The organism is Aristophania vespae, assembly GCF_009906835.1.
GTDB lineage: Bacteria > Pseudomonadota > Alphaproteobacteria > Acetobacterales > Acetobacteraceae > Aristophania > Aristophania vespae.
Genome location: NZ_CP047652.1, coordinates 1,619,004 through 1,632,484 on the forward strand (window position 1 = coordinate 1,619,004; position 13,481 = coordinate 1,632,484).

Genomic DNA, 13,481 nt, shown 5'->3' on the forward strand with positions numbered 1-13,481 from the left:
ATTTGATTAAAATTGTTAATTATATCTATAGATATAATGATTTAGGCGTCTCATATTGACAGAATATTCTTGTGAAACTTTATCTTATTAACAAAGCCTTCGAAAAGGACATTATCGAAAGCGCCTCACAAAAAAGAGGGATTATGATGAGCTTCCCTTTATCTTTCTGTTTTTTAAGCACAATATTATCAATAATCATTTTAATGAGCGGACATAAATCTCACGCAGCCGATATTACACTTGGGGTCATTGGCCCTCATGAATATGATCTTCCCGTTGATTTCAAACCGTTCAATGCCTTTGTAGAATATGGCGATGGTAACGCTGCCGGGTTACATTATAATAATAAAGGCCAGCGCCACGGAGGTAATGGTAACCATAGCTGGTCCGGTATGAGCAAATATGTTCATTTCTGGAGTTTTGATTCCGTCCCCGGCATTGGCTTTGCCTATGAAGTCATTCAAACTGAGAGTTTTATCCTCGCTAATGGTAAAAATTACGGCGGCCTTGGCACTACGATTACAGGACCGGCTGTATGGTTTAAACCCAATAAAAAGAGCACATTGGGCATGCAGGTTTTTATGCAAACCCCTTCAGGCACAAGGCAGGATATCGCCAATAATTACTGGTCAGCTATTATAAGTGGCATGTTCGATTATGAGTGGGATAATTTTAGTTTTGATGGCGATTTTGGTGGTGTTCCCGCTTCAACAAAACATATTAAAGGCCAGCATTCCTATCATCCTGGCACAGTATTTTTTACAAATTTACGCTTTAGCTGGAAAGCAAGCCACGAGTTTGAACCATTTTTTGCTTTTGACTGGCAAAATGCGCAAGGTTTATATGATTATACCTTAAATCAGTCTGTGCCTGATACAAACAGCCGTGAAATTGCTCTGGGCGTTGGGTTAATGTGGAATATCTCGTCCTCTATGAACATAACAGCGCGTTATTCACACTCTGTAGAAGGGCGGAATGTCCCCGAAACGGATGCCTATTATCTTAAATTTGCCTATCTCTGGGATGGAGCCATATTCTCCCGCTATTAAACGCCACTATTTATGTTAATTAAAGGCTTTCTTCTATTAACGCCGTAAAATTGTGATTTATACCCTAAAGTAAACAGCTATAAAATCACTTTAAAACGCCAATTCGTTTTCTACTCTCTATTTGGCTAGGTTTCGGTCAATAATCGTGTATATTTCTAACTTAATCGCTGCCAGTGAAATATATTTCACTGGCTTTATTCATTTCGCTGCCCTTACGATTGGGCTCCCTTTATTGTCAACCGATCCTAATTTGAAATAGTAACAATCTGTTTACCTCACTGTCTCTCTCATCATAGTGAATAGTAGTTTGAGCTTAGATTAGCTAATCAAGCTTTAAACAACGTGTCTTAATGAGCAAAGGAGCTACGAGACTGTGGAAGACGAAGTGCAAAGAAAGAAAAGGATTGTTCCTTTTATAGCAAACAAAGCTTTATCGCGCCGTCATTTCATTTTGAGCTCTACCGCCGTAATGGGCGCTGGAATTGTTCTGTCTTTTCCCAAACTAACTTTAGCACAAGAAACAAATAATAACGCTAAAGACAAATCTATTACTAACATCCATCATATGGCAGAATTTGTCACAGCAAAGAAAATATCACCCTCTCTTGCCCAACGCGCCGGCTGGGCCATTACAAAAACCGATGCCCAGTTTCCAGATCATATTGAAGCACTGGCAGAGTTTATTACTAAAAATAACATCACTGATATAGAAGCTTTACAAGACGCGCCTGGTTTTGATGGTGACATTAAAATTGCTGCCCAGAAGCTAATCTCTGCTCTTTATCTGGGCTATGCAGGTCAACCTGTTGAACTTTCATCTGAAGATAATGTTGAGTTTGTAGCCTATAGAGAGGCCCTCACATATCAGCTGACCCAAAAATACACACCGATCCCAACTTATTCTCGTTGGAGCACCGGTTATTGGGCTCATCTTCCCTCAGAGTGAAACTGGCTTATTTTCCGGTAAATTCTTTAAGTAAAAAACGCTTTATAAAGCACGTTTAATAAATCAAGAAAGGTCGTGTCTTGGCCATTGAATATGATGCAGACGTTATCGTTGTTGGTTCAGGAGCCTGCGGCTCTAATGTCGCTAACGAATTAGCTAAACAAGGCAAATCAGTTATTCTGTTAGAGGCTGGCCCCAATACACCACGCTGGAAAATTTTGGAAAATTTCCGCAATTCTGGCCGCCATTATGACCGTAACAACGCTTATCCCAATAATCCTTGGGCACCTACAAGTAACCAGCCAGGCTATATTAAAAATATAGGTAATTTTCGTGAACAACCCGGCATGCTCAAACTGGTTGGGGGCACAACGTGGCATTGGGGTGGCGCAACCTGGCGCTATATTCCCAATGATTTTAAGATAAAATCACTTTATGGCGTCGGGCGTGATTGGCCAATCAGCTATGATGACCTTGAACCTTATTATTGCCGTGCAGAATATGCCATAGGTGTTGCTGGCTCTGATAGTGAGGATCAATCAGGCAAGAACCCTGGGCAGGCTTATCCTCATCGTTCACAGCCTTATCCGGTTAATGCTGAAGAAGACGTCTATAACAGTACTTTACTCAAAAAAGCGCTTATTCCTCATGGCCACAGTGTTGTACATGAGCCTACCGTACGTATTCATAAGCCTTATGAAGGACGCCCGGCATGCCAGGGCAATAATAACTGTGACCAGGTTTGCCCTATTGGTACATTATATAATGGCTCAATATCGGCTGATCAGGCAGTGCGAAATGGTGCAAAGTTAATTAGCGAAGCCGTGGTACATAAAATTACCAAAGGTGAAGATAAAAAAATCCGTTCTATCAGCTACCTGACTTCAACAGGACAGGAACACACTCTTACAGCTAAATATTTTGTACTTGCCGCCCATAGTTTTGAAACAGCAAAACTCATGTTGATGAACGATATTGGCAATTCATCTGACATGGTTGGCCGTAATCTTATGGATCACGTGGGTATTAGCATGAGCCTTCTTGCTCCAGAACCAGTCTGGAGTGGAAGAGGGCCTGTGCAGCAAGCCACAATTATGACATCACGTGATGGTGCTTTCCGCTCTGACTTTTCGGCCAATAAACACACATTAGGTAATAATAACCCGCAAATTGACATCGCTAATCGCGCTATTTCAGAAGGGTTAATGGGCAAGGCACTAGATGAGCGGATTCTGGATTGGTCAGCCCGCATTATGAATTTCTACAGCTTTCTTGAGCCTCTGCCTGAACCCACTAACCGGGTAGAACCTAATTCTGACTGGAAAGATAGTTTGGGTCTTCCAGGACTAAAAGTGACCTTCAATGCTTCTGACTATGTCAAGCGTGGCGCTAATCACATTGCCAAAGAATATAAAGACATCGCACAATTATTAAATGGCGAAATTATCACCATCAATGAAGAATTAGAAAATCATGATCATTTGATGGGAACAATGATCATGGGTAAAGAGGCCTCTGATTCTGTTGTGAATCATGAGGGACGCTGTTTTGATCACAATAATCTTTTTATTGCCTCAGTTGGCGTGATCCCTGCAGCTGGTGTGGTTAACCCAACACTCACAGCCATTGCCTTAGCAATCCGCTCAGCTGACATCATCGCCAAGGAGGTGTGACATGAGTAAGAAGAACCTCTTTATCTCTTTATTGGCACTTCCTCTCAGTTTGATGACCTTAGGCCCTGCCGTGGCTCAAACTGCTCCTCAATCAAATGCTGTTTCTGAAAATGCTCTTATTGCCAGAGGGCAATATTTAGCCCATGCAGGAGATTGCGCTGCCTGTCATACAGTATCAGGCCATAAACTCTATTCCGGTGGCTATAGCTTTCACATGCCTATGGGTGAAATTGTCTCGGGCAATATTACCTCTTCAAAAAAGTTTGGCATTGGAACATGGTCAGAAACAGATTTTGCCAATGCCGTGCGCAAAGGTATCTTGCCTAATGGCAGACACCTTTATCCCGCTATGCCATACACGGCCTATGCAAATATCACCGATGATGACATTCATGCACTTTACGTCTATTTCCAGCATGTACCCGCTGTAGAAACAGCTCCTGAGAAAAAATCCCAGCTCAAATTTCCCTTTAATCTTCCTGGCCTCATGACTGTTTGGAACTTTCTCTATGCTAAGCAGCAGCCATTTCAGCCAGATCCCACTCTTAATTCGGAAGAAAATCGGGGCAAATATCTCGTTGAAGGGCTTGGGCACTGTTCAACATGCCACACACCCCGCAACCAGATGCTTAGTGAGGATATGGGTAAGTTCCTAACTGGCGCCTATGTTCAAAACTGGCATGCTCCCAATATTACATCTGATGCCGTTAGTGGTATTGGTGGATGGAGCGACCAGGAGCTATTTTCATATCTCAAAACTGGACGCGCTGTGGGTAAATCACAAGCTGGCGGCCCCATGGCTGAGGCCATTGTACAAAGCTTTCAGTATCTCACAGACCACGATATTAAGGCTATTATCTCCTATCTTAGAAAAGTGCCTGCCGTACGCACGCCAGGACAGACCTTTACATCCTGGTCTGTCACAAAACCAAAAGAAGATAAATGGAATCACTATGAAACGGGTGGGAGTAAAAACGACCAACCCGGTTATAGAGATATTAGCACGCTTAATGGTGCCATGCTTTACAATAATAATTGCGCCGCATGTCATGGTATTAATGGAGAAGGAAGCGAAGATCACATCTTTCCCTCTCTCACACAAAATAGTGCTGTAGGAGCAGACGATCCTACCAATCTGGTTATGTCAATTTATGAAGGCATACATCGCCAGGGTGTCGGTTACAAAGCTGTTATGCCGGCTTTTAGTCAACAATATCAGGCTATTCATAACTGGCTAAGCCCTGCTCAAATTGCAGCTATCTCTAATTATGTGACTGAGCGCTTTGGCCAGGGTAACGCCCATTTAAAAGCCGCCGATGTAAATTACATTACGTCAAGGGCGACCGATACAGCACCCTTCCTAATTCGTAATGCTGCGATTTTAGCCGCAATTGGTATTGTTACTGGTGTCGTTATTCTAATTCTTCTTTTTGTCATGATCTCCAAATCACGGCGGCGCCCATGACTCAGTGATAGACAGAGAGGCAAAAATTTAAACGGTCTTTATGACTAAAAAACCCGCCATTAACTGTGGCGGGTTTTAAATTAAAAACGGGAGAAATAGTGGCTTAAAATGGCAAAACCATCAAAGATAATCTTCATTACCTTCTTTTAATCATTATAAACCCCCTATTCTTTCAATTATGTTATAAGGTTCGTCTCTTTCTCTGCCCATGTTATAGAGATCTGAATGACGCGTAATTCTCTCCGGCCTGAAAGGCCTACATCATCGGTTCACAAGCCAGTTTTTCGGCGGTACCGAACCTTTCTGGCTCTTGTCCTAGGGCTGATTTCCTTTTGCTGTGTCGGCACTCTCCTTGTCGGACTGGGATTTTATAGCCATTTAACGTCTGACCTTCCCAGCGTAGAAGCCCTACAGCATTACAACCCGCCCGTTGTTAGTCGTCTTTATACCTCTGACGATCAGTTGATGGCAGAACTCGCCTATGAGCGGCGGATTTATGTTCCTATTACGGCCGTTCCTGACAAAGTTAAACGTGCTTTTATCGCGGCAGAAGATCAAAATTTCTACAACCATAAGGGGATTGACCCTATGGCCATTGCGCGTGCGGCTTTGACTGACGTTTTTGCACGTCATGGCAAACGTCCGCTTGGCGCCTCTACCATTACGCAACAAGTCGCAAAAGTGATGTTGCTAAATAATAATAATCTCACTTTAACACGCAAAGCGCGCGAGGCTCTCTTGGCCATGCGCATTGAAGAAGCCCTTTCCAAAGAACGTATTTTAGAAATTTATCTTAATGGAATTTATCTGGGTGCCGGTGCTTATGGTGTTGAAGCAGCAGCGCAATCCTATTTTAATAAGTCTCTCGACCAGCTTGATGATGCTGAAGCAGCAATGCTGGGAGCATTGCCCAAATCACCAACAAAATATAACCCTTTTCTACACCCTGATACTGCTCTCTGGCGCCGTAACTGGGTGTTAGATCGGATGCACGAAACGGGTGTTATTTCTGCTAGTGCCGCAGAAGCAGCCAAACAAGAACCTCTTATCCCACAAAAAAGGCGTCGCTCAGGACCACTTCCAACAACAGAATGGTTCTCAGAAGAGGTGCGGCGTCAGCTCATTACGCAGTATGGCAGTGATCAGGCTTTACAGGGTGGATTAGACGTTCACACAAGTCTTGACCCTTATTTACAGCAAGTCAGCACCCATGCCTTGCAAAACGGCCTTATGGCTTATGATCGCAGATATAGCGGCTGGCGCGGAGCGATCCAACATCTAGACACTATAAAAGACTGGTCAGCACAGCTTAATAAACTAACACCGCCTAGAGGCATGTTGACTGAATGGCGACTGGCTGTTGTGCTAACTCAAGCACCAGTTACAGTCGGTTGGAACGAATATAAAACGCCTAAAACAGCATCATTAAGAGCAGCAGACATAACATGGAGCCGGCGTGCCCACCCTTTGCGCCCAGGTGATGTTATTTTAATTGAACCTGCCGCTGATGGCTCAGTTGCTCTAAAACAGATCCCCCAGGTGCAAGGAGCAACAGTCACTATTGATGCTCATAGCGGGCGTGTTTTGGCCCTAGTGGGTGGGTGGTCTTTTAAGCAAAGCCAATTTAACCGCGCTACTCAAGCCCTGCGCCAGCCTGGATCTTCTTTTAAACCTCTAGTCTATCTCGCTGCCATGGAGAAAGGCATCTCCCCTTCTGAGACCTTTAAGGACTCACCCATTTCTTTCGGCGACTGGCATCCCAAAAATTACGAACATAATAACTGGGGTCCAACAACATTACATGATGCCTTAAGAGAAAGCCGGAACCTTGTTACGATCAGGGTTGCAGCCTATTTAGGTATGGCTGCCGTAGGTGATTTGGCCGTTAAAGCAGGCATGGTTGACTCTATGCCACCCTATCTGCCTGCTGCACTCGGTGCTGTGGAAACGACTGTTTTAAAAGAAGCCTCAGCTTATGCCGCTATCGCTAATGGCGGGCATGTCGTTAAACCGACATTGGTAGATTATATTCAGAGCCCGCAAGGCAACATATTGTGGCGCCGTGAAGGATTTTCTCTTAACGCCCCAGAAGGCGGCCTACCACAACTGACAGATCAACGCCCTGTTTTGGCAAGCCCACAAAGCGCCTATCAGATAGTGACTATGATGCGCGACGTTATTAAACGGGGAACGGGATTTCGTGCCGGAATCGGTATCACCCAACCTATCGGGGGAAAAACGGGCACAAGTCAGGACTTTCGTGACGCCTGGTTTGCAGGTTTTTCACCCGATATTGTAACAGTTGTTTGGGCTGGTTTTGATACACCACGTTCATTAGGCCGTAACGAAACAGGCTCGCGCGTTTCGGCTCCCATCTGGAACACCATAATGAAAGCAGCTTTATCAAAACTGCCTCAGCGTGAATTTCCTGCCCCTGAGGGTATAACTTTAGCGCGCTATAATACAGGGCGCATCGTAGCTGTAGATGCGTTCAAAAATGACCAGACCCCTGGAGCTTCTGTGCCTCTACATGGCTTTGGTGCCGGCACGCAAAGCTTAACGGCTAGTGATACAGGTGCCGATATGATTCCTGATTCTGAAGAAGATATGGAAATTTATAGCAATAATAATGCCGCACCAAGCTCCTCTTCGGGATATGACACTTCAAATAGTACTGTCTCTCATTCTGATAGCTCATCTAATAGTGACATTGGTGTGGGTGGGTTGTACTAGAATGTCTTCAGAAAAACTTAACCATTATTTTGTGGAGTTAGACATAGATGTCGGCTGAGACCGAAGCCCTCTCCAACCAGATCAAGCAGTCAGTGGCACTGCTGAGGAGGCATCTTTGACTGGGATGTTGCCAAAACACGCCTTGCAGAACTTAATCATCGTGTAGAAGACCCTGACCTCTGGAACGATGCAGAAGGTGCGCAGAAAATTATGCGCGAGCGCACTTTACTCGCTAACCAGATAGAAGGCGTTGAACAGCTTGAAAAAGATGTGCAGGATGCTCTTGAGCTAGTCGAGCTTGCTGAAATGGAAGCAGATAATGCTCTCATAGAAGAAAGCACTCAAGCTTTGCGGCAGCTAGCCCAGCAAGCCCAACAGCGTGAAACAGAAAGCATGCTTTCTGGAGAAGCAGACGGTAATGATTGTTACCTTGAAGTTAATGCTGGCGCCGGCGGTACAGAAGCTCAGGACTGGGCCAGCATGTTGCTTCGCATGTACACGCGTTGGGCAGAACAACATGGTTATAAGGTCTCGCTCATTGAAAATAGCGATGGCGAGCAGGCAGGGATTAAATCCGCTACAATTCTTGTAACCGGCCCTAATGCTTATGGTTGGCTAAAAACTGAAGCAGGTGTACATCGGCTTGTCCGTATTTCACCCTTTGACTCAGCAGCACGTCGTCACACTTCTTTTTCTTCTGTTTGGGTTTATCCTGTTGTGGATGATTCAATCGAAATTGAGGTTAATGACTCCGACTTGCGTGTTGACACATTTAGAGCTTCTGGAGCCGGAGGACAGCACGTTAATAAAACGGATTCGGCAATCCGTATTACACATATTCCTACTGGAATTGTGGTTGCCTGTCAGACTGATCGCTCACAGCACCGTAATCGCGCAACAGCTATGGAAATGCTTCGCGCTCGCTTATATGAAGCCGAACTGCAAAAACGAGAAGCTGCGGCTGCTGAAAATGAAGCCTCTAAAACAGATATAGGATGGGGCCATCAAATCCGATCTTACGTTTTAGCGCCTTACCAGCTTGTTAAAGATCTGCGCACCAACGTTGAAAAAGGAAATCCAGACGCTGTTTTAGATGGTGATCTGGATGCTTTCATGGCAGCTTCCTTAGCACAAAGAGTAGGCGGTACACGCTCTGAAGCCAGTGCTTTAGCGCAATGACACCATCGTAAGCAGGTTTGTGACAAATTTTAGATCAGACCTGGAGAGAAGGAAGGCAATAACGTCTTTCTTCTCTTCAAAAGATATTAATATCTTACATGACAGCCATATAATAACTGTATGGGCTTGACATTCAGCGATCAGTTTTGTCCTCTATTTATGGTAAAAGAGGATGATAATGACTCTCATTTGATGCTATAATATGGGTGAGATAATAATTTTTGCCTCACAACTCATTTGAACTGAGATCGTAAGAAGGATAAAAGATCCACTATGAAAAGTTATGTGGCCCAACAGCATAGACCAATTGACTATGTCATTGCAGTAGGGGTTGCATTACTTCTCGTTGGGGCCATCATTTTTGCCCTCACCCGGCATCAGACAGAAAAAGCAACAGCCAGCCTGACGCCTCTACAGGCAAGCATCATTACGCAGGCACCTTCTGCCGCTCCGGCAGCTGCTCCTCCTGCACCTGCTTTAATTGAGCCACCTGAACCTTATATCCCCCCTCCTAAACTTAATATTGCCGCCCCCCCAAACCTATTAAGAATGTGACGCACAAAAAACCTACAAAAGAAAAAAAGACGAAGCATTCCTCACAGGCCAAGCAAAACTCTCACAGTCAGTCACAAAATAATGAGGGTAAAGAAGGGCAGAGTAACGGGTCAGCTAAATCGGCAGCTCCAAACCCAGGTGATCATTCAGCAGGAGCACAACCTATTAATAATGTGCAGCCTGAATATCCATTAAGTGCCCAGGAGCAAAGTCGAGAGGGAAATGTCACTGCTGTTTGTGATATTTTAGCAAATGGAAAGCCTGCTCATTGTAAAATATTAAAAGTTCGCGGCGGCCATGATTTTGCCGAAAGTGCCATGGACTTTTTAGAAAATTCTCCCGTGCGCTATCAACCTGCCGTGGTCAATGGTCAGGCTGTTATTGAGCATAATCACGTTCTTCACATCGATTTCGTTCTTACTGATGGCATGGATTAAAATGACACTTAAAGCTTCATCATATCCTGCCATATCCATTTTTTGGGATCGTGTCTCTTTCCCACCAAACAACGCTATTCAACGAGGATTATTGGGATCTATGACCAGATTGTTCTGTCTTTCAGCACGCTCAAAATTTTTGCCAGCTCGAGCAAGACGTTATCAAGCCCTTGCGCTGGCTTTGGGGGTGAGCCTCTCTGGTCTGGCGCCCTGTGCTTTTGCACAAGATGCAGCACCCTCTCAAACTAATTATAATATCCAAGTTGATTCTTCGCATCCTGCCCCTATTTCTACGTCATCCAATAAGCAAAATCCCGAAGCGACCCCACCACAAGAGACAACACAAAAACAAGATGCTGCACCTGAAAGTGCTGCTTCGGTTGCTTTACTCTCTGACAGCCAAACAACCGAAGCCCCGGCTGACAATCCTTATGGATTAAAAGCTCTTTGGCAGAATGGCGATATGATCGCTCGCATTGTATTGCTGATTATGGCCATTATGGCTGCTGGCACATGGATCATCATGGTTGTCAAATTCATAGAGCAGGCTCGTCTCTTTCAGGCTGCTCGTGAAGCATCGCGTAGTTTTTGGAACCAACCTTCTATCGAAGAGGGGGCTCACTCACTTAAAACAAATTCTCCTTTCCGCTATATTGCCGAAACGGGGCTAGCTGCAAGCGCGCAATATAAAGGTGCGGTCATAAATCAGATTAACCGTCAGGCCTGGCTGGAACTTTCTTTACGACGCTCAGTTGAAGTGATTAGCTCACGTTTGCAGGGTGGTTTAGCATTTTTAGGAACAGTTGGCTCCATCGCACCTTTTGTAGGGCTTTTTGGCACCGTATGGGGTATTTACCATGCTCTTACTGCCATTGGCGTTGCAGGCCAGGCAACACTCGACAAAGTAGCTGGCCCCGTTGGTGAATCCCTTATTATGACAGCTATCGGCCTCGCAACGGCTGTCCCTGCCGTTTTAGGGTACAACCTGCTTGTGCGCCGCAATAAAGCCGCTATGGAACGGACACGTAATTTTGCTGCTGATATGCATGCAGTCCTCATTGGCGGGTTCCGTCATGACGCTATATTTAGTGACAGTCACGATGCACCCCGCACGACCCTTACGCCAAGCGATCGGGTGTAAGTATGGCTATCTCCTTTAATAGCGGGAGTGACCATGATGAAGATGAGGTCGTATCAGCCATTAACACCACCCCTTTGGTGGATGTTATGCTGGTGCTGCTCATCATCTTTCTCATTACCATTCCGGTTGCAACCCATACTGTTAAGGTAAATCTACCTGTTGACCGCAACCACCCAACGCAAACCAAAGCAGGCAATATCGTCTTGGCCGTTATGGCAGATGGGCAGGCTTATTGGAACGAACAGCCTATTACAGATCATGCTGAGATGATCAGTAAACTCACACAGGCTGCAGGGCAAAAACCGCAACCGCAAATTCAGATCAGGGGTGATGGTGCCGCAAAATATGCTGATATTGGGCCTATTATAGCAGCCTGCCAGGAAGCAGGCATTGCTCATGTCGATTTCATCACAGTTCCGCCTCATTCTTAGTGTTTAAAATGACTGTTCCGGTCTTTTATTCACCTAAGCTTAGTTATTGCATTTAATCGTACCGCTGGAGGTCTCTCCATATGTCTCTCAATCTAGGCACAGACGTCACTCATGCTGATGAGAGCATTGTTGACATCAATACAACACCTTTAATTGATGTCATGCTGGTGCTGCTTATTATGTTAATCATCACCATTCCGCTACAAACGCACTCTGTCTCAATTGACTTGCCCCAGGGTAAATCTCCACCAGGCAATATTCATCCTCAAACAATCACGTTAGATATTAATTACGATGACAGCTTGAGTTGGAACGGCACTCTTCTTACTTCTGAAGAAGATTTACAAACTCATTTGCACGATATCGTATCGCAAAATAATGGAAATGAGACTGAACTTCATATTCACCCTGATAGGCTGGCTAACTATAAGACCGTTGCTCATATATTAGCCAGTGCCCAAAAATCAGGCATTAAAAAGTTGGGTATTATCGGCCTGGATCAATTTATGGAAGGACAATAATCAGTGTCTCTCTCTCGCTTCATGTGCTTACGTGCTCTTCTTTTAAGTGGAAGCATTGCATTATTGGGGACAACTATAGTGCAGGCAAATGATAACATATTGAGACCAGAAATTGGGGTGCCACTACAGCAAGCTAAAACGGCCCTCGCTGCACGCCGTTACAACGCCGCTATTGCCTCAGTCAATGCGGCTGAGATTGTACCCCATAAAAGCTCTTACGAAGCCTATGTGATTGCCCAGATGAAAGCAGCCATTGCTACAAAGACAGGCAATGTCACAGAAGCTTTCAAAGCTTATGACGCACTGATTAATGACCCTAAGACATCATCCAAAGATAGAGAAAAAATGCTCTCTGCGGAAATTAGTCTGGCCTATAAAGCTAAAAACTACAGTGCTGCGGCTCGCTCTGCTGAACGCTATATTAAAGAATTTGGTCCTAATGAACAAACGAACTTACTGCTAACTCAGGCCTTTTATCTTGATCATAACTGGCCCAAAACATTAAGAGCCGCTCAAGATTCCATAGCCTTGTCCCAAAAGGCAGGGCGCATGCCGAGTGAAACAGAATTACAAATATACGCTTTAGTGGCTAACCGCGTTAAAGACCAGGCTCGTGCAACGCAGGCCTATACGCTTCTGGTTCAGCATTATCCAAAGCCAAAATATTGGCAAAATTTAATTCAAACTCTCCTTGCCAACCGAACTTTGCCCCCTGCTTCAATCTTTAACTTACAGCGTTTTCGCTTTGTCACACACAACTTAAAAGACCCTGCCGAAATTAAAGACATGGTAGAACGCGCGGTGCAGCTTGGCCATCCTACTCTGGCTTTGTCTCTACTAAACCAAGCCTATTCATGGCACCTGATGGGACAAGGAACTACCAAAAAGCAGGATGACCATTTCCATGCCTTTATTGCTAAGCGCGCAGAAGACGCAAAGGCTGCCCTTAATGATAGAGTCAAAGAAGCAGAAAATAGTGCTCTTGCAAAACCTTCTTTGATCGAGGGTTATAATCTTGTTCTGGCCGGAAAAAAAGAACAGGGCCTGGCCTTAATGAATAGTGGCCTGGAGAAAAAACCAGTTAGTCATGATCAGGCTTTATTAGATTATGCCCTTGCTCAAAATGATGCAGGACAAACATCTGAAGCCCTCAAAACACTTCAACAGATAAAAGGGACATCCCCAGCTGCAACCATGGCTCGATTATGGTCTATCCAATGGCAGGCAAAATCACCTAAAAATTAAAAAACAAATCCTGTACATTATTTTTTAAAGCAAGATTTGAGACGTTAAAAGCGAACTATCTGAGCCCTTTTAACGTTATCTTGCGCTTTTTTTGTTAAAATACCGT

At 44.6% G+C, this 13,481-nt stretch carries 12 protein-coding genes; all 12 read left to right on the forward strand.

What is annotated here, in order from left to right:
• The first annotated feature begins 203 nt into the window (after nucleotides 1–203).
• The 12 genes from GT348_RS07350 to GT348_RS07405 all read left to right on the forward strand — a co-directional run bounded on the left by GT348_RS07350 (nucleotide 204) and on the right by GT348_RS07405 (nucleotide 13,375).
• Complete coding sequence (locus GT348_RS07350) at nucleotides 204–1,049, forward strand: transporter (protein WP_236646625.1); 846 nt, start codon at nucleotides 204–206, stop codon at nucleotides 1,047–1,049.
• Between the two features lie 373 nt (nucleotides 1,050–1,422).
• Complete coding sequence (locus GT348_RS07355; protein ID WP_160619151.1) at nucleotides 1,423–1,995, forward strand: sugar dehydrogenase complex small subunit; 573 nt, start codon at nucleotides 1,423–1,425, stop codon at nucleotides 1,993–1,995.
• Nucleotides 1,996–2,075: 80 nt separating this feature from the next.
• Nucleotides 2,076–3,668 (forward strand): GMC family oxidoreductase, encoded by a 1,593-nt coding sequence (locus GT348_RS07360; RefSeq protein ID WP_160619152.1) that lies wholly within the window; start codon nucleotides 2,076–2,078, stop codon nucleotides 3,666–3,668.
• Between the two features lies 1 nt (nucleotide 3,669).
• The gene (locus GT348_RS07365) at nucleotides 3,670–5,133 is read left to right on the forward strand and encodes a cytochrome c (RefSeq protein ID WP_160619153.1); all 1,464 of its coding nucleotides are present in this window, start codon (nucleotides 3,670–3,672) and stop codon (nucleotides 5,131–5,133) included.
• A 225-nt stretch (nucleotides 5,134–5,358) separates the two neighbouring features.
• Nucleotides 5,359–7,866 carry a penicillin-binding protein 1A gene (locus GT348_RS07370; RefSeq protein ID WP_160619154.1) on the forward strand — a complete coding sequence of 836 codons (2,508 nt, stop codon included), beginning with the start codon at nucleotides 5,359–5,361 and terminating at the stop codon, nucleotides 7,864–7,866.
• Nucleotides 7,867–7,913: 47 nt separating this feature from the next.
• A protein-coding gene (gene prfB, locus GT348_RS07375) for a peptide chain release factor 2 (RefSeq protein WP_160619155.1) occupies nucleotides 7,914–9,045 on the forward strand; the annotation gives its coding sequence in 2 pieces (ribosomal slippage) (nucleotides 7,914–7,982 and nucleotides 7,984–9,045; 1,131 coding nt in all).
• Nucleotides 9,046–9,318: 273 nt separating this feature from the next.
• Nucleotides 9,319–9,600, forward strand: a complete 282-nt coding sequence (locus tag GT348_RS07380) for a hypothetical protein (RefSeq protein ID WP_160619156.1) — start codon at nucleotides 9,319–9,321, stop codon at nucleotides 9,598–9,600.
• Nucleotides 9,597–10,037: an energy transducer TonB gene (locus GT348_RS07385; RefSeq protein ID WP_160619157.1), complete on the forward strand. Its 441-nt coding sequence runs from the start codon at nucleotides 9,597–9,599 to the stop codon at nucleotides 10,035–10,037. Before GT348_RS07380 ends, GT348_RS07385 begins: the two co-directional genes overlap by 4 nt.
• A gap of 1 nt (nucleotide 10,038) precedes the next feature.
• On the forward strand, nucleotides 10,039–11,178 hold the full coding sequence (locus tag GT348_RS07390; protein WP_236646464.1) for a MotA/TolQ/ExbB proton channel family protein: 1,140 nt from the start codon (nucleotides 10,039–10,041) through the stop codon (nucleotides 11,176–11,178).
• Nucleotides 11,179–11,186: 8 nt separating this feature from the next.
• A complete protein-coding gene (locus GT348_RS07395) occupies nucleotides 11,187–11,609 on the forward strand; it encodes an ExbD/TolR family protein (RefSeq protein WP_408865161.1) in 423 nt (140 codons plus the stop codon).
• Nucleotides 11,610–11,689: 80 nt separating this feature from the next.
• The gene (locus GT348_RS07400) at nucleotides 11,690–12,130 is read left to right on the forward strand and encodes an ExbD/TolR family protein (RefSeq protein WP_160619159.1); all 441 of its coding nucleotides are present in this window, start codon (nucleotides 11,690–11,692) and stop codon (nucleotides 12,128–12,130) included.
• 3 nt (nucleotides 12,131–12,133) lie between these two features.
• A complete protein-coding gene (locus GT348_RS07405; RefSeq protein WP_160619160.1) occupies nucleotides 12,134–13,375 on the forward strand; it encodes a tetratricopeptide repeat protein in 1,242 nt (413 codons plus the stop codon).
• Nucleotides 13,376–13,481: the final 106 nt, after the last annotated feature.

Bases quoted from the DNA above. Each gene is read 5' to 3' on its own strand.
- GT348_RS07350 (WP_236646625.1), top strand. From the start codon at position 204: ATGAGCGGACATAAATCTCACGCAGCCGATATTACACTTGGGGTCATT.
- GT348_RS07365 (WP_160619153.1), top strand. From the start codon at position 3,670: ATGAGTAAGAAGAACCTCTTTATCTCTTTATTGGCACTTCCTCTCAGT.
- GT348_RS07370 (WP_160619154.1), top strand. From the start codon at position 5,359: ATGACGCGTAATTCTCTCCGGCCTGAAAGGCCTACATCATCGGTTCAC.
- GT348_RS07380 (WP_160619156.1), top strand. From the start codon at position 9,319: ATGAAAAGTTATGTGGCCCAACAGCATAGACCAATTGACTATGTCATT.
- GT348_RS07390 (WP_236646464.1), top strand. From the start codon at position 10,039: ATGACACTTAAAGCTTCATCATATCCTGCCATATCCATTTTTTGGGAT.
- GT348_RS07400 (WP_160619159.1), top strand. From the start codon at position 11,690: ATGTCTCTCAATCTAGGCACAGACGTCACTCATGCTGATGAGAGCATT.